Source organism: Streptosporangium oxazolinicum, assembly GCF_039537505.1.
GTDB lineage: Bacteria > Actinomycetota > Actinomycetes > Streptosporangiales > Streptosporangiaceae > Streptosporangium > Streptosporangium oxazolinicum.
The window spans coordinates 240,478-255,916 of sequence record NZ_BAABAQ010000007.1 but is presented as its reverse complement, the minus strand read 5'-3'; the positions used below and the strand labels follow the sequence as shown (position 1 = coordinate 255,916).

Here is a 15,439-nt window from a genome sequence, read left to right as displayed (position 1 = left end):
TGCTTAATGAATGTCCTCGATGGCCCCACCCCCGTGAACCTGGTGGCCACGGTGAGGGCCGTCCTTCCCTCCCTCACCCCTGCGGCCCAGTCCATCGCCCGCCTCATCCTCGACGACCCCGGCGTGGTGGCCCGCAGCACCATCACCGAGTTCAGCGCGGCCTCCGGCACCAGCGAGGCCACGATCGTGCGCACCGCCAGGGCCCTGGGCTTCGCCGGATACTCCCAGCTGCGCTTCGCCCTGGCCGCGGCGGTGGCCAGGGACGAGCCCGAGCGGCTGGTTCCCGGTGACCTCGGCCCCGACGACCCGCTGACCGACGTGATCGCGAAGGTGGCCAGGGCCGAGTCCGAGGCGCTGGCCGACACCGCGGCGCAGCTCAACCCCGACCGGCTGGGCATGGTGGTGGAGGCCGTGGCCGGGGCGCGCAAGGTCGACGTCTACGGGGTCGGCGCCTCCGGGCTCGTGGCGGCCGACATGGCGCAGAAGCTGATGCGGATCGGCCTGCCCGGTCACGCCTACACCGACGCGCACCTGGCGCTGACCAGCGCGGCGCTGGTACGGGACGACGACGTCGCGGTGGCGGTGAGCTGCACCGGCGAGACCCCCGACGTGCTCGCGCCCGTGCGCGTCGCGCGGCGGGCGGGCGCGACCACGGTGGCCATCACCAACAACCCGCGCTCCTCCCTGGCCGGGCTCGCCGACCACGTCCTGGTCTCGGCGGGCCGGGAGACCGCCTTCCGCCCGGGGGCGCTGGCCAGCCGGATCAGCCAGCTCCTGATCGTCGACTGCATCTTCGTCGGCATCGCCCAGCGCACCTTCGAGACCTCGGACGCGGCGCTGAGGGCGACCAGGGACGCCATCGACGGCTTCAGAACCGACTACCGCCGCCGGAGCAGGTCCTCCTCCTAGGGCTCCCAGGGCCTGTCCGGGGCTCGGATCACGAGGTCGCGGATCCGTCCCCGACGGGGCGGCGAGCCGGACACTCGACGACCCCTGGGAGGGCATCGCGGACACCTCCAAGATCCGCGATGAGCTCGGTTTCCGGCCGATCCACCCCACCGTCTACAGCGCCGGGGCCGCGGGGGCCCTCTGACGCGGGGCGCTCGGGCTCAGGACAGGCGCAGGGCCTCGGCGGCGACGGCGTGGCGCAGGTCGCGGATGCCCGCGCGGCCGCGCAGGGGGTGGACGTTGTTGGTCAGCAGGACGACGGTGAGGGCGCGCCCGGGATCGACGACGAGCGAGGTGCCGGTGAAGCCCGAGTGGCCGTAGGCGTCGGCCAGCGGGCCGACGATCGCGGGGTCGCCGATCCGCACCCCCAGGCCGTGGCGGAAGTCCGCGCCCCTGACGGGGTGGTCGCGGATGATCTCGGCGGCCGTCTCCTCACTCAGCAGCGGGGCTCCTCCCGTGCGCAGGGCCTCGGCGAAACGTACGAGGTCGTCGGCGGTGGAGAAGATCCCGGCGTGCCCGGCGACCCCGCCCAGGCCGTGCGCGGTCTCGTCGTGGACCTCGCCGCGCACGCATCCCGGCCCCGGGCGCTCGGGCTTGTGCTCGGTGGCGACGATCCGCGACAGCAGGGACGCGGCGGGGCGGTAGCCGGTGTCGGGCAGGCCCAGGGGTCCGGTGACCCGGGTGCGGACGAGCTCGTCCAGGCGGGCCCGGCCGGCGATCTCCGCCACCCGGCCCGCCGTGATCAGCCCGACGTCGGAGTAGAGGTAGCGCTCACCCGCGGGGCCGATCGGCGGCGTCGAGAGGATCCGCTCCATGCGTGTGGCGTGGATCTCCGGGCCGTCACCGGGAATCTCCTCGTGGGCCCTGCGTCCCGGCGGCAGTCCCGCGGTGTGGGTGAGCAGGTGCCGCAGGGTGACCTCCGGGGCGCCGCCGTAACAGGCGGGCAGCCGGGCGGCGACGGGCTCGTCCAGGCCGAGCAGGCCGTCCTCGGCCAGCGACAGGATGACGGCCGTGGTGAAGAGCTTGGTGATCGAGGCGAGGTCGAAGATCGAGTCGCGGAGGGCGGGCGGCCGGTCTCCGGCGAGTTCCTCCGAGGCCGACGAGTAGCGTACGGCCTCCCCCGCCGCGGCGGCGGCCACCGTGACCCCGCCCACGGCGATCGCCGCCACCGCGGCCGAGCAGACGCGCGGCACCGCCGCGCCGAGGATCCCGGCGAGCCGGGCGTCTTCCTCACGATCGGACACCGCTCTCCGCTCCCGCCCTCGGTCCGGCATCGGTCCCACTTCGCTCCCGGTCCCGTTCCCGTTTCCACCCCGGTCCCGCTCCAGTCCCGATTCGTTCCCACTCCGGTCCCGTTCCCACCCCGGTCCCGCGTTCCCGCCTCGCGCCCGCTCTCGGTTCCGGTGCCGCACGGGAAAAGGTTCCGGTGCCGCACGGGAAAAAGCGGTTTCGTGCCCGGCACCGGCTCACGTCCGGTCCCGGTCGGTTCCCCTCCGCCGGAGGGTCAGGCCCCCCTGGCCTGTCCCGCCGCCTCCAGCGCCGCGTCAAGGTGATCGCCGTGCCGCTCCAGCAGGACCCGGGCGCCACCGGCGTCGAGGCCGTGCTCGATCATCAGGACCGCGACCTTCACGTGCCATCCGGCGGCCTCCAGCGCGGAGCGGGCGGCGGAGAGGGCCGCCCCGGTGATGTCGCTCACCATTCTGGCCGCCCGGTCGGCCAGCTTGGAGTTCATCGCCGACACCTCGATCATCGTGTTGCCGTAGGTACGGCCCAGCTTGACCATCGCGATCGTGGAGATCATGTTGAGGACCAGCTTCTGCGCGGTCCCCGCCTTGAGCCTGGTGGAGCCGGTCACCACCTCCGGGCCGACGATCACCTCGATGGGGTGCCGCGCCGCCGCCGACAGCGGGGTCTCGGCGTTGCACGACAGTGCCACGGTGAGGGCTCCACGGCGGCTCGCCTCGGCGAGCGCGCCGAGCACGAAGGGCGCGCGGCCACTGGCGGAGACGCCCACCACCGCGTCGAGCTCGCCCACTCCCCGTTCCACGAGGGCTGCCGCTCCCCCGGCGTGGTCGTCCTCCGCACCCTCGACCGAACGCGTCAGCGCGGGAGGGCCACCCGCGATGACGCCCTGGACGAGCTCGGGATCGGTACCGAAGGTCGGCGGGCATTCGGAGGCGTCCAGCACGGCCAGCCGGCCCGACGTTCCCGCGCCCACGTAGAACAGGCGGCCCCCCGACTTCATCCGGGCCACGACCGCGTCCACCGCGGCCGAGATCTCCGGAACCGCCTCGGCCACCGCCGCGGGCACCGCGGTGTCCGCCGCGTTCATCAGCCGGGCCACCTGCTCGGTGGGGAGCCTGTCGATCCGGCTGTAGCGCGGATCGCTCTGCTCGGTGGAAAGCGTGGACAGTGTGGCTGGTTGATCACTCATGACGTCCCATGTCGTTAGTTGTCCTGTCTCACTGCTGCCAAGTGGATGATCTTCTGACAGTGCGGGCGTGATGGCCGTGTCCGATGGGCGGGGCCGTCACGGCAACCCACGGCGGTAGAGCCAGAAGACCCGCTCGGCGTGCGCGCCGACCGTCCGCGCGTAGAAGCGCAGCGGCCCCACCCAGCCGATCTGGGCGCTCGACATGCCCGCGGCCCGCTGCTCGGCGAGGCAGCGGCGCACGAGCACGCGGCCGACCCCCAGGCCCCGCGCGGCCGGCGCGGTGCCCATCGGGCCGAACCAGGAGGGCCTCGTACCCCACGCGGCGAAACCGAGGATCTCGCCCTCCCTGACGGCGTAGTGGCAGCCGACGGCCTGCTCCGCCTCCCACGCCCAGTTCGCGTTCCACTGCTCCGCGACGAAGGCCGACACGGCGGCGCGGTCCCCGGGGGCGGCGGCGCGCACGGTGACCCCCGAGTCCGCCAGCCGCGCGAGGTCGGCGTCGGCGGACAGGTCCCCGGTGAGGTCGACGGTCATGTTCCAGGCGACGTTGTAGCGCTCGTAGCCGAGGCTCTCGGCCAGGCAGGCGGCCTCGGTGTAGCGCACGTCGATGCCGGGCCAGGCGTAGCAGGGCGGGTTGCCGGCGAAGCGGGCCTCGGTCGCCCCCCGGCCGCGCAGCCACTCCTCGGCCGCGGCGACCAGCGCCCGGCCGAGCCCCGCCCCCCGGGCCTCGGGGCGTACGGCGAGCAGGTCGACATGGCCCGCGCGCGGGTCGCGCGCCGACATGGAGGCGAACACCACACCGTCGAGATCGCGCGTCACCAGCGCCGTCCAGGACCGGTGCGCGGGCGGGGTGGCGAGCCTGGCGACCAGGCTCGCGGCCTCCCCCGCGTCATGGGTGAGCGCCGCCCCGGCGATCCCCGCGAGCGCCGCCGCGTCGGCCGCGACGGCCTCGCGGATCCCGGACGTCTCGCGCGTCCGGGACGTCTCGCGGACTCCCGGCGCCTGGGAGTCGCGCGTCTCTTCAGGGGTCCCCGGCACTTCGGGAGCCCCCGGCGTCCCGCCCACGTTCCACGGCCCCGCGCCGGGACCGTTCCCCAGCGGGGTCACGAGCGGCCGACCGGCATGGCGACGACGTCGCGGGGAGCGGGGTGGAAGCAGGCGTGCTCCTGAGGCGTGCCGCCGCCGTGGCCGAGCGGCGGGTGCTCCGACTCGCAGCGGCCGGTGCGGAACGGGCAGCGCCGGGCGAACAGGCAACCCGCGTCGAGGCGGCTCTCGTCGAGCGCGCCGGTCGGCGTCACCGGCTCCTCGCCGGGCCGCTCCAGGCCGTGCAGCACGGGGATGGCCGACAGCAGCGACTGGGTGTACGGGTGCACGGGGCCGGAGATGATCGTCTCGACGTGACCGCGCTCGACGACCTCCCCCCGGTAGATGACGTACAGCTCGCCGTCGTCACCGATGTAGCGCGCGGTCGCCACGTCGTGGGTGATGAACAGCACGCTCACCCCGAGGCGCTCGCGAAGGTCCTTGAGCAGGGCGAGGATGCCCAGCCGCAGCGATACGTCGATCATGGAGACGGCCTCGTCGGCGACGAGCATCTCGGGGTCGACGGTGAGGGCGCGGGCGATGACGACCCGCTGGCGCATGCCGCCGGAGAGCTGGTGGGGGTAGCGCGGCAGCACGTAGCCGGGGTCGAGACCGACCAGCTCCAGCAGCTCCTGGGCGCGCCCGTCGGCCCACGACCGTGAGCGGCCGGTCTGCGCGGCTCGCAGCGACAGCGGCGCGTCCAGCGTCTGGTGCACCGTGCGGGTCGGGTTGAGCGCCGAGTACGGGTCCTGGTGGATGAGCTGGATGCGGCGGAAGTAGGGCTGGCGCCGCTTCGGGCGCAGCGACGACATGGGCGTGCCGTCGATGGTGATCTCTCCGGAGTCGTGGCTCTCCAGCCCGGCGATGATCCGCCCGAGTGTCGTCTTGCCGCAGCCCGACTCCCCGATGAACGACGCCGCCCCGCCCTTCGGGATGGCGAAGTCGACGCCGCGCAGCGCCTTCACCTCCCGCCCGGCGAGCATGCCGCCCCGCTGCTTGAAGGTCTTCGTGATTGCCTGCCCAGTGATCACGCCTTCTCCCTCGGTCCGTGTGTCCCGGCCGTCCGTCCGGCTCCCCGCAGAAGCACCTCCCGGTCCTCGTACGCGTTCCCGTTCGTGTTCCCGGCTCGGGCCTCGTCTTCGTTCTCCGTCCCGGTCGCGCTCTCGGTCCCGTTCGTGTTCCCGGCTCCGGTCTCGTCTGCGTTCTCCGTCCCGGTTCCGTTCGCGGCGCGCGCGACGTTCCCCCTCTCCGTGCCGGTCGCGGGGGGCGCGACGTTCCCGGCCCCGCCGCCGGTCCCGTCACCGGTCCCGTTCGCGGTACGCGCCGCGCCCGCGTCCTCTTCCGCGTGGCGGGCGGCGACGGCGTGACAGGCCACGATCCACTCGCCGCGCGAGACGGCGGGCGGCTCCTCGGTCTCGCAGACGTCCATACGCAGCTCGCAACGCTCCCTGAAGACGCATCCCCGCGAAGGAACGGTCCCAAGCGTCGGCGGGCGGCCGGGCAGCGCCCTGGCCTCCCCGATGTCGCCGATCAGGCGCGGGATGGCCCGGATCAGCCCCTGGGTGTAGGGGTGGCGGGGGGCGGCGAGCACCTCGGTGGTCGGTCCCTGCTCCACCACGCGCCCGCCGTACATGACGGCGAGCCGGTCGGCGACCTCGGCCACCACGCCGAGGTCGTGGGTGATGACGAACGTGGTGAGCCCGCGCTCCTCGTGGACCTCCCTGACGATGCGCAGGATCGTGGCCTGGGTGATCATGTCGAGCGCGGTCGTGGGCTCGTCCAGCACGACGAGGTGGGCGTTGAGCACCAGCGCGAACATGATGCCGACCCGCTGGCGCATCCCGCCGGACAGCTCGTGCTGGTGGGAGTCGAGCACCCGCGCGCCGTCCATGCCCATCCTGCCGAGCAGGTTCTTGGCGTCCCTGACCAGCCCCCGCAGGTCCTGGACGTCGTGCGAGCGGCCCAGGTCGAGGAGCTGCTTGCCGACCGTCTTGAGGGGGTTGAGGGAGTTCTGGGCGGCCTGGAAGACGTACCCGATGTGCCGTCCCCGCGCCCGGCGCAGATCGTCGCCCCGCAGCTCGACGACGTCGCCGAGCCCGTCGATCTCCACGCCGCCCGAGCGGATCCTGCCGGGGGGCTGGACCGCGTTGAGCAGCGACAGCGCCAGGGTGGACTTGCCGGATCCCGACTCGCCGACCACCCCGGTGATCGTCCCGGGCACCAGTTCGAGATCGATCCCCGACACGGCGGGCAGTTCCCCCGCCGGCGTCCGGTAGACGACGGACAGGCCGCTGACGCGCACCCCGGGCGGCCCGCTCCTTCCCGCCTCGCGGGCGCTCGCGGCACTCCCGGTGCTCGCGGCGCCCTCCGGGTTCCCGGTGCCCCGGGTGCTCCGGGTCCTCAGGGCGGCGAACAGCCGTCCGCCCGGTGTCGCGGACACCTTCTCCGAACGTGCGAACATCTGTTCAGTCCTCCCGCAGCCGGGGGTTGAAGATCTCGTCCATGGCGTCGACGACGAGGACGATGCCCAGGGTGAGCAGCAGGATCGCCAGCAGCGGCGCCAGCATGTACGGCAGCGCGGTGGTCGTCGTCAGCGCGCCGCCGCCGAACACGGCGAGGTTGAGCATGACGCCCCAGTTGTTGGCGTCGAACGGCAGGACCCCCAGGAAGAACAGGCCCACCTGCGCATACACCGCGCCGGTCACCGCGATGAGCATGTTCATCGCGATGAAGGGAGCCATGCTGGGCAGCAGTTCCCTGCCGACGATGTGCCCGCCGGACAGGCCGAGTCCCCTCGCCGCCTCGATGAAGCCGCGCTCGCGCAGCGAGAGGGTCTGCGCCCGCACGGCGCGCGCCACGCCGCCCCAGCCGAGGAGCCCGAGCACCAGGCCCATCTCGATCGCGCTGGTGAACTTCCAGACGGTCGACAGGACCAGCAGCAGCGGGAGGGCGGGGATGGTCAGCTTCATGTCGGTGATCCGCATGAGCACCGCGTCCCAGCGCCCGCGCCGAAACCCCGCGAACAGCCCGACGGCGGTGCCGAGGGCGACCGTGATGACGGCGGTGACCAGGGCGGTCAGCAGGACGTAGCGGGCCCCGGTGACCACCAGGGCGAGCACGTCGGTGCCCTCGAAGTCGGTGCCGAAGGGGTGCGCCAGGCTCGGCGCGGCGTAGAGCGCGTTGTCGTCGCGCGGCAGCCGCGCGGGGTAGAGCAACGGCCCGAAGATCCCCATGAACGCGAACACGCCCAGGATGGCCACGCCCACGATCCGGCTGGGCTTGCGCCGCAGGACCCGCCAGACGCCGCGCCGGAAGTTGCGCCGCAGCGTCGCGCGGGTGCCGGAGACACCGGGGGCGGACGCGCCGGGGGCGCCACCCGTGATGACCGGCGCCGTCATGCGACCACCTCCGCCGGGTGCGTGTACGGGCTCGCGGGGTCCTCCGCCGCCCGTGTGGTTCGCCCGGTCATGACGTCTCCTGTCCTGAACGGACCCGTGGGTCGATGGCGGTGTAGAGCATGTCGGCCACGATGTTGGCGATGACGATCGCCACGGTGATCAGCAGGAAGGCCCCGCCCATCAGCGCGTAGTCGCGGTCGGTGATGCTGTTGAGCAGCAGCAGGCCCAGCCCCGGGTAGGTGAAGATCCGCTCGATGAAGATCGCGCCGCCGAACAGCAGGCCCAGCGAGAGCGCGAGGATGGTGAACAGCGGCAGGATGGCGTTGCGCGCCACGTAGCGGAAGATGATCCCGCGCCTCATGCCGCGCAGTTCGGCGGCGAGGATGAAGTCGTCGCCCAGCACGGTGACCACGCTCGACTTCATCGCCAGGATCCAGCCCCCGTATCCGGCCAGCGCGTAGGTGAGGACCGGCAGCGTGGCGTACTGGATCAGCGAGCCGATGTAGGCGGCGTTGAGGCCGGGTTCGAGCGTGACGTCCGCCGTGCCGCTCGCGGGGAAGATCGGCAGCAGGGTGGTGAAGGCCGCGCTCACCAGCAGCGCGAGGACGTACTGCGGCAGGCCGTGCAGGAGCGAACCGGAGACGGCCAGGATGTCCCCCAGCCTGCTCGACCGCTTGATCGCCGCGTAGACGCCCAGGATGATGCCGACCGCGAAGCTGAGCAGGGTGCCGACGAGGACCGGCAGGATCGTCCACGTGGCCGCCGAGCCGAGCAGGGTGGTCACCTCCGCGCCGGGGACGCTCAGCGACTGGCCGAGGTCGAGGTGGAGCAGGCCCCTCATGTAGTCGAGGTACTGCTCCCACATCGTGCCCTTCGGCATGAACCCGTACAGCACCGCGACGGCGCGTTCGGCCTGGTCGGGCGACATGCCCTGCTCGACCAGCTTCTCGTAGCGGGCCTGCATGGGGTCCCCGGGGATGTTCCTGATGATCACAAAGCTGATCGTGGTGACCACCAGGATCATGACGAGCCCTCGGGCGAGGTGGCCCGCGAGGCGGCGTGCGATGACCGTCATATGTGGCTCTTCCTCTTGACCATGCCGAGCTGGAGCCAGACTCCGGAGGTGAGGCGCAACGCGTCGCTCTCGTCGCCCGGGAATCCGGTGAAGCGGGTGGTGTTGACGACCTGGGTGTTGACGTAGTCCCACAGCTGGATCACCGGGAGGTCCTGGTTGGCGGTCCTGGCGAGGGTCGAGACGATCCGCCGCTGCTCCGCCTCGGGCACGGAGTTCAGCCTGACCGCCAGCTCCCCGGGGTTGACCCTGCCCGCGCCCTTGACGTCGATGACCTCGGCGCCGCCCATCCAGTTACCCTCCGTGCCGGGGGCGACGTGCCTGAGCCTGCCGCCGAAGAGCTGCCAGCCGTTCTGGGCCCCGTACAGGCGCTGGAAGATGTTGTACGGAGCGGGGCCGAGCGCCACCAGCCAGAAGCCGAGGTCGTATTTCCCGGCCGCCATCTCCTCCAGGTAGAGGGGGTAGTCGGCGGTGGTGACGACCTCGGCGTCGATCCCGGCGTCGTTGAGCTGGCTGGTGACGGCCTTGGCTCCGGCCAGCCAGTCGGAGAAGGACGCGGGCACGTTGATGGTCATCTTCCAGGGGCTTCCGTCGGGCATCGTCCACTTCCCGGCGACCTTCTTCATGCCCGCGGCCCGCAGCTCGTTCGCGGCCCTGGCGGGGTCGTGCCGGTAGGGGTCCAGGGCGGCGAGGCCGTCGCCCAGCCACGCCTTCGCGGCCTGCTGGTGCAGCCCCGAGGTGGTGAGGGAGGCGGTGCCGCCCTCGGGGGAGGCGACCTTGGTGACCTGCCTACGGTCGATGAGGTAGGCCAGCGCCCGGCGGACGTGCACGTTGTCGTAGGGCTTCCTGGACTGGTTGAACGCCAGCCCCTCGCTGACGGGCGAGTATCCCCTGACGACGGCGTTGCCCGGGGTCTCGGTGATCCGCCGCATCACCCCCGCGGGGACCGCGGTGAACGGCGCGCTGTCCAGCCTGCCGGAGACCAGGTAGTTCCAGACCTGCTCGTTGCCGGTGTAGTTGAGGATGCGCACCTGGTCGGCGGCGACGTTGGCCGCGTTGTAGAAGTTCCTGTTCTTGACCAGCAGCGCCTCGCCCGGGTTGACGCGCTTCAGGACGAACGGCCCTGCCGAGACGTCCCTGGGCGGGGCGAAGGAGATGACCTTGTCCGCGAGGCTGGTGATCCCCGCCCGTGCCGCCTCGGCTCCGGGGGCGTCGCTCTGCGCGAGCTTCAGCCTCTGCCAGAAGTCGGCGGGCAGTACGCCGCGCCAGACGTGCTCGGGGACGATGACGGTCTCCATGACGCTGCGGACGAAGGAGGAGCTCGGGTTCCTCGCCGCCTGAGTGATCTTGATCGTCCTGTCGTCCACGATCTTGATGTCGGAGGCCGTACCGGCCGCGGAGGGGTCGAGGGCGTAGGCGGTGCCACCCTGGGTGTAGGCCAGCCCGATGGAGAACCGCACGTCCTTCGCGGTGATCGGCTCGCCGTCGGACCACTTCCCCTCCGGGCGGAGCCTGAGGGTGATCGAGGACTGGTCGGGGGCGATCCGCCAGCTCTGCGCGACCCCCGGGTAGAACTGGTTCGGATCGGTCAGATGGTTCTTGGTCCACCCGAGCCACTCGGCGTTGTATCCCCGGAAGGCGTTGCCCTTGGGGTTGTACGGGTTGACCGGAGCGTTCGCGTCGATGCCCGGTTTGAGCGCGTCGATCGTGGTGAAGACGCCACCGGCGGAGCTGTCCCCGTTGCCGCCACACGCCGCGGTGACGGCGGCGAGGCAGACGGTGACCGCTGCCGCTGCTAGTCGCTTCATGAACGCTCCGTTGGGTGTTCTTCGAGGTCAGGGCACCGGTACCGGGGTGCAGGCGTTGTCCGGACAATACGTTCGACCCGCCATCCGCGTCAATTATCTCCACTTTTGTGATACTCCCTGTAGCTTTCCTTCACCAACCCTCCGTTCCCCCGGCGCCGCCCCGCGCCGATCACCGCGAGCCCCGCGCGGAGCGGACGATCCGGGCCGGACGGCGGATCCGGTGCGCCCGGCCGGGCGCGCGGGCCGGGAGTCCCGACCGGACGGCGGAGGGTGACGATCTCGACCGGGCCGCGAAGGGACCGCGCGCCCGTACAGGCTGGGGACAGACAGGTTGGGAAAAGGGAGACTGGGGACGGGGAGATCGGGAGCAGGGGGGCGCCGGGTGTGGGACACCCTTTGTCAGGTGAACCCGGCGGATTCCGGCACCCCGCGCTGTCATACGGTCGCGATAACACGGATCGGCGGAGAGGCGACCACGGTGAACCTGGATGTCATGCTTGAGGACCTGCGAGAGCTGGTCGTGTGCGAGTCGTTCTCCGCCGACCACCGGGCGGTGGCCCGCAGCGCGCGGGTGGTCGCCGACCAGGGACACCGCAGGCTCGGCGTCAGGGCGGAGACGATCGTGATCGGCGGGGTCACCCACCTGCGGTGGACCTTCGGCACGCCCAGGGTGCTGCTGCTCGGCCACCACGACACGGTCTGGCCGATCGGCTCCCTCCTCGCCCGTCCCTGGTCGGTCGCCGACGGGATCGCCCGGGGACCCGGGGTGTTCGACATGAAGGCCGGGCTGGTCCAGATGTTCCACGCGCTGGCCGCGCTGCCGTCACCGGACGGGGTGTGCGTGCTGGTCACCGGGGACGAGGAGGTCGGCTCCCCGACCTCGCGCGCGCTGGTCGAGGAGTCGGCGCGCGGCTGCGCGGCCGCGTTCGTCCTGGAGGCGAGCGCCGAGGGCGGCGCGCTCAAGATCGCACGCAAGGGCACGTCGATGTACGAGGTCGTGGTGCACGGCCGTGGCTCGCACGCGGGGCTCGCCCCCGGCAGCGGCGCGAACGCCGGGGTCGAGCTGGCCCACCAGATCCTCGCCGTCACCGGCATCGCCGACCGGGTGAACGACGGCCGTACGGACGGCCACCGGGCCGACGGTCAGGCGAGTGACAACCGGGCGGGCAGCGAGCGGACGCCCGGCCACCGGATCGACGGCCAGACGAACACCGTCCGGGCGGACGGCGACCGGACGAACAGCGGCCAGGCTCACGGACACCGGGCGAGCGACGGCCAGGCGGACAGCGACCGAACGGACGGCGACCGGACGAGCGACGGCCAGGCCCACCGGCACCGGACGGACGGCGGCCGGGGCGCCCCGGAGCACCTCGGGCCGGTCACCGTCACGCCCACCGTGCTGTCGGCCGGGACCACGGCCAACACCGTGCCCGCGCTGGCCCGCCTCTCGGTGGACGCCCGCGTGCCCACCCTCGCCACGCAGAGACGGGTGGACGAGCTGATGCGGGCGCTCTCCCCCCGGATCGCCGGGACCCGCCTTGAGATCACCGGTGGCCCGAACCGCCCTCCCCTGGAGCACGCCTCGTCGGCCGCCCTGTTCGCCCTCGCCAGGCAGGTCGCCGCCGGCCTGGGACTCGCCCCCCTCACCGGTGTCGGCGTGGGCGGAGCCTCCGACGGCAACTTCACCGCCGGGGCCGGATGCCCCACCCTCGACGGGCTCGGCGCGGTGGGCGGCGGTGCCCACGCCGACGACGAGCACGTCGTCGTGGCCGAGATGCCCGGCCGTACGGCACTGCTGACGGGCCTGATCAGGGCGGTGCTCGCGTGAGCGGCGTGATGTCACCGGCGAACCGGGGGGACGCCCGGGTGAACGACCTGGTGCTGCGCGAGCTGCGCTCCATCGAGGAGTTCAAGGACGTCTTCCGCCTCTTCGACGGCATCTGGCGCCCCAACCCCGACGGCGCGCCCGTCACGGTGGAGATGATGCGGGCGCTGTCGCACGCGGGCAACTACGTGGCCGGGGCCTACCGGTATGACCGGATCGTCGGCGCGTCGGTCGGCTTCCTGGGGATGACCGGCGCGGAACGGGTGCTGCACTCCCACATCACCGGCGCCCTGGCCGGGCACGGAGCCGGGTTCGCCCTGAAAACGCACCAGCGGGCGTGGGCGCTGGAGCGGGGGCTGGAGCGGATCACCTGGACCTACGATCCTCTGGTGCGGCGCAACGCGTACTTCAATCTGGCCAAGCTGGGGGCCCGCCCGGAGGAGTACCTGCCGTCCTTCTACGGCACGATGAGCGACGGGATCAACACCGGGGACGAGTCGGACCGGGTGCTGGCCGTCTGGCGGCTGACCGCGCCGCACGTCCTGGCCGCCGTCCGGGGCGAGCCGCACCGTCCGGTGATCCCGGCGGACGCGGTGGCCGGGCTGGGCGAACGGAACGGCAGGCCGGTGCGAGGCCCGACCGACGCGTCCGACGCGGGAACGGTGCTGGTCGCCGTGCCCCGGGACGTCGAGGCGCTACGGCGCGCGGAGCCGAGGGCGGCCAGGGAGTGGCGGGTGGCCGTACGCGAGGTGCTGGGCGACCTCCTGCGGGACGGCGCCCGCGTCACCGGCTTCCACGACAAATCCTGCTACGTCGTGGAACGGCCACCGTGAGCGCGCGGCCCGAGCCGCGGTCGCCCGGACGGCGACGATGACGACGTCAAAACCATCTCGAAGGGAGACGCGGCGCGGGCCGCGGACCATCATGAAGATCACTGGTATCGAGTTGCGGCGGGTGGCGATGCCGCTGGTCGCGCCCTTCCGCACCTCCTTCGGCGCCCAGACCGAACGCGACGTCCTGCTGCTGCGCGTCGTCACCCCCGACGCGGAGGGCTGGGCCGAATGCGTGGCCATGTCCGACCCCCTCTACTCCCCCGAATACGTCGACGCCGCCGCCGACGTCCTGCGCCGCTTCCTCATCCCCGCCCTGCCGCCCCGCGCCGACGCCCACACCACCAACCAGGCCCTGCGTCCTTTCAAAGGCCACCGCATGGCCAAGGCCGCCCTCGAAACCGCCGTCCTCGACGCCCAGCTACGCACCGGCGGCCAGTCCCTGGCCACCTACCTCGGCGCCACCGCCGACCGCGTCCCCGCCGGTGTCTCCATCGGCATCATGGCCACCATCCCCGAACTCCTCGACACCGTCAGCGGCTACCTCCACGAGGGCTACCGGCGTATCAAGCTCAAAATCGCCCCCGGCTGGGACATCACCCCCACCCGCGCCGTCCGCGAGCACTTCGGCCCCGACCTCCCGCTCCAGGTCGACGCCAACGCCGCCTACAACCTCACCGACGCCTCCCACCTCGCCAAACTCGACCCCTTCGACCTCCTGCTCATCGAACAGCCCCTCGCCCACGACGACCTCGTCCAGCACGCCCAGCTCGCCAAGAAGATCACCACCCCCATCTGTCTCGACGAATCCATCGAATCCGCCCAGCACGCCGCCGCGGCCATCTCCCTGGGCGCCTGCTCCATCATCAACATCAAACCCGGCCGCGTCGGCGGCTATCTCGAGGCGAGGCGCATCCACGACCTCGCCCGCGCCCACGGCCTCGCCGTGTGGTGCGGCGGCATGCTGGAGACCGGGATCGGCCGCGCCGCCAACGTCGCCCTCGCCGCCCTGCCCGGCTTCACGCTGCCCGGCGACACCTCCGCCTCCCGCCGCTACTACACCACCGACCTCACCCCGCCCTTCGAGCTCCAGGACGGCCACCTCGCCGTCCCCGCCGAACCCGGCATCGGCGTCGACCCCATCCCCGCCGTCCTCGACGAACTCACCACCTCCACCGAATGGATCGCCCTCTGACGCCGGAGCCGACGAGCGCGCGGAGGAAGGGGCGCGGCACCGGACGTCTCAGCCGCGCCTCCTTCGCGTCGAGCCCCGGCCACCCGGCGGCGGAGGCTCAGCACTTCCCCTTCGAACCAGGCACCGGCCGTCCGGCGCCTGCCCACCCGGCCGGGCCCTACGAGTCCCGGCCCTACGAGTCCTGGCCGCCGTTCAGGGCGGCGGGAAGTCTCTCCAGCAGGCTCTTCAGATCGTCGGCGTGCTCCTCCTCCTGGGCCAGCAGGTCCTCGAAGACGCGCCTGGTGGTCACGTCGTCGTTGCCGAGCCAGTTGACGATCTCCGTGTAGGAGGCGATCGCGATCCGTTCCGCGACCAGGTCCTCCTTGACCATCTCGACCAGGTCGAGGCTGTCGTCGTACTCGGCGTGCGAGCGCGCGGCCAGCGTCTCGGGGTTGAAGTCCGGCTCGCCACCGAGCTGGACGATGCGCTGGGCGAGGCGGTCGGCGTGCTCCTGCTCCTCGGCGGCGTGCTCCAGGAACTCCGCGGCCACCACCCCGGCGTGGATGCCCGAGGCGGTGTAGTAGTGCCGCTTGTAGCGGAGCACGCAGACCAGCTCGGTCGCCAGGGCCTCGTTGCACACCTGGATCACCCGGGGCAGGTCCGCGCCGTAGGCCGAGGTGATGGGCCCCTTGTCGATCTCCTGGCGCGCCCGCGCCCGAAGCTCCTTGATATCTGTGAGGAATTCAGCCATGGGCCTGCCCTACCCAGAATCAGCGGGTTATCCAGTGTCGTGGCCCACAGTCGAAGGCGTTTTGTTCGTGACGCCGCTTTCGGGGTAGCGGGCCGGTCGCCATGGGAACAGCGACG

At 72.3% G+C, this 15,439-nt stretch carries 13 protein-coding genes; 4 read left to right on the top strand and 9 right to left on the bottom strand.

Annotation, left to right across the window (positions count from 1 at the left end; genetic code table 11):
* Nucleotides 1–6 precede the first annotated feature (6 nt).
* On the top strand, nucleotides 7–909 hold the full coding sequence (locus ABD817_RS20655; RefSeq protein ID WP_344919668.1) for a MurR/RpiR family transcriptional regulator: 903 nt from the start codon (nucleotides 7–9) through the stop codon (nucleotides 907–909).
* 200 nt (nucleotides 910–1,109) lie between these two features.
* Here ABD817_RS20655 and ABD817_RS20650 read toward each other — a convergent pair whose 3' ends face one another.
* The 8 genes from ABD817_RS20650 to ABD817_RS20615 form a co-directional block, all read right to left on the bottom strand.
* Complete coding sequence (locus tag ABD817_RS20650) at nucleotides 1,110–2,192, bottom strand: serine hydrolase domain-containing protein (protein WP_344919667.1); 1,083 nt, start codon at nucleotides 2,190–2,192, stop codon at nucleotides 1,110–1,112.
* 260 nt (nucleotides 2,193–2,452) lie between these two features.
* Entirely contained in the window at nucleotides 2,453–3,382 is a 930-nt protein-coding gene (gene murQ / locus ABD817_RS20645) for an N-acetylmuramic acid 6-phosphate etherase (RefSeq protein WP_344919666.1), read from the bottom strand.
* 96 nt (nucleotides 3,383–3,478) lie between these two features.
* Nucleotides 3,479–4,489, bottom strand: a complete 1,011-nt coding sequence (locus ABD817_RS20640; RefSeq protein ID WP_344919664.1) for a GNAT family N-acetyltransferase — start codon at nucleotides 4,487–4,489, stop codon at nucleotides 3,479–3,481.
* The gene (locus ABD817_RS20635) at nucleotides 4,486–5,496 is read right to left on the bottom strand and encodes an ABC transporter ATP-binding protein (RefSeq protein WP_344919662.1); all 1,011 of its coding nucleotides are present in this window, start codon (nucleotides 5,494–5,496) and stop codon (nucleotides 4,486–4,488) included. The genes ABD817_RS20640 and ABD817_RS20635 overlap by 4 nt, the downstream gene beginning before the upstream one ends.
* The gene (locus ABD817_RS20630) at nucleotides 5,493–6,926 is read right to left on the bottom strand and encodes an ABC transporter ATP-binding protein (RefSeq protein ID WP_344919661.1); all 1,434 of its coding nucleotides are present in this window, start codon (nucleotides 6,924–6,926) and stop codon (nucleotides 5,493–5,495) included. The genes ABD817_RS20635 and ABD817_RS20630 overlap by 4 nt, the downstream gene beginning before the upstream one ends.
* Nucleotides 6,927–6,930: 4 nt before the next feature.
* Nucleotides 6,931–7,863, bottom strand: a complete 933-nt coding sequence (locus ABD817_RS20625; protein WP_344919660.1) for an ABC transporter permease — start codon at nucleotides 7,861–7,863, stop codon at nucleotides 6,931–6,933.
* Between the two features lie 67 nt (nucleotides 7,864–7,930).
* Nucleotides 7,931–8,938, bottom strand: a complete 1,008-nt coding sequence (locus ABD817_RS20620; RefSeq protein WP_344919659.1) for an ABC transporter permease — start codon at nucleotides 8,936–8,938, stop codon at nucleotides 7,931–7,933.
* The gene (locus ABD817_RS20615) at nucleotides 8,935–10,743 is read right to left on the bottom strand and encodes an ABC transporter substrate-binding protein (RefSeq protein WP_344919658.1); all 1,809 of its coding nucleotides are present in this window, start codon (nucleotides 10,741–10,743) and stop codon (nucleotides 8,935–8,937) included. Before ABD817_RS20615 ends, ABD817_RS20620 begins: the two co-directional genes overlap by 4 nt.
* A 478-nt stretch (nucleotides 10,744–11,221) precedes the next feature.
* Between ABD817_RS20615 and ABD817_RS20610 the strand changes: the two genes are divergently transcribed.
* From ABD817_RS20610 to menC, 3 genes are all read left to right on the top strand, one after another.
* Nucleotides 11,222–12,571 (top strand): M20/M25/M40 family metallo-hydrolase, encoded by a 1,350-nt coding sequence (locus ABD817_RS20610; protein ID WP_344919657.1) that lies wholly within the window; start codon nucleotides 11,222–11,224, stop codon nucleotides 12,569–12,571.
* Nucleotides 12,568–13,401: a GNAT family N-acetyltransferase gene (locus tag ABD817_RS20605; protein ID WP_344919656.1), complete on the top strand. Its 834-nt coding sequence runs from the start codon at nucleotides 12,568–12,570 to the stop codon at nucleotides 13,399–13,401. The genes ABD817_RS20610 and ABD817_RS20605 overlap by 4 nt, the downstream gene beginning before the upstream one ends.
* Before the next feature lie 91 nt (nucleotides 13,402–13,492).
* Nucleotides 13,493–14,593, top strand: a complete 1,101-nt coding sequence (gene menC, locus ABD817_RS20600) for an o-succinylbenzoate synthase (protein ID WP_344919655.1) — start codon at nucleotides 13,493–13,495, stop codon at nucleotides 14,591–14,593.
* Nucleotides 14,594–14,765: 172 nt separating this feature from the next.
* Here the strand turns inward: menC and ABD817_RS20595 are convergent, their stop codons facing one another.
* Nucleotides 14,766–15,323: a ferritin-like domain-containing protein gene (locus tag ABD817_RS20595; protein ID WP_344919654.1), complete on the bottom strand. Its 558-nt coding sequence runs from the start codon at nucleotides 15,321–15,323 to the stop codon at nucleotides 14,766–14,768.
* Nucleotides 15,324–15,439 lie beyond the last annotated feature (116 nt).

What these genes read in the sequence shown, in the direction of transcription:
- menC (WP_344919655.1), top strand. Translation starts at nt 13,493, where the DNA reads ATGAAGATCACTGGTATCGAGTTGCGGCGGGTGGCGATGCCGCTGGTC.
- ABD817_RS20620 (WP_344919659.1), bottom strand. Translation starts at nt 8,938, where the DNA reads ATGACGGTCATCGCACGCCGCCTCGCGGGCCACCTCGCCCGAGGGCTC.
- ABD817_RS20625 (WP_344919660.1), bottom strand. Translation starts at nt 7,863, where the DNA reads ATGACGGCGCCGGTCATCACGGGTGGCGCCCCCGGCGCGTCCGCCCCC.
- ABD817_RS20655 (WP_344919668.1), top strand. Translation starts at nt 7, where the DNA reads ATGAATGTCCTCGATGGCCCCACCCCCGTGAACCTGGTGGCCACGGTG.
- ABD817_RS20630 (WP_344919661.1), bottom strand. Translation starts at nt 6,926, where the DNA reads ATGTTCGCACGTTCGGAGAAGGTGTCCGCGACACCGGGCGGACGGCTG.
- ABD817_RS20595 (WP_344919654.1), bottom strand. Translation starts at nt 15,323, where the DNA reads ATGGCTGAATTCCTCACAGATATCAAGGAGCTTCGGGCGCGGGCGCGC.
- ABD817_RS20615 (WP_344919658.1), bottom strand. Translation starts at nt 10,743, where the DNA reads ATGAAGCGACTAGCAGCGGCAGCGGTCACCGTCTGCCTCGCCGCCGTC.
- murQ (WP_344919666.1), bottom strand. Translation starts at nt 3,382, where the DNA reads ATGAGTGATCAACCAGCCACACTGTCCACGCTTTCCACCGAGCAGAGC.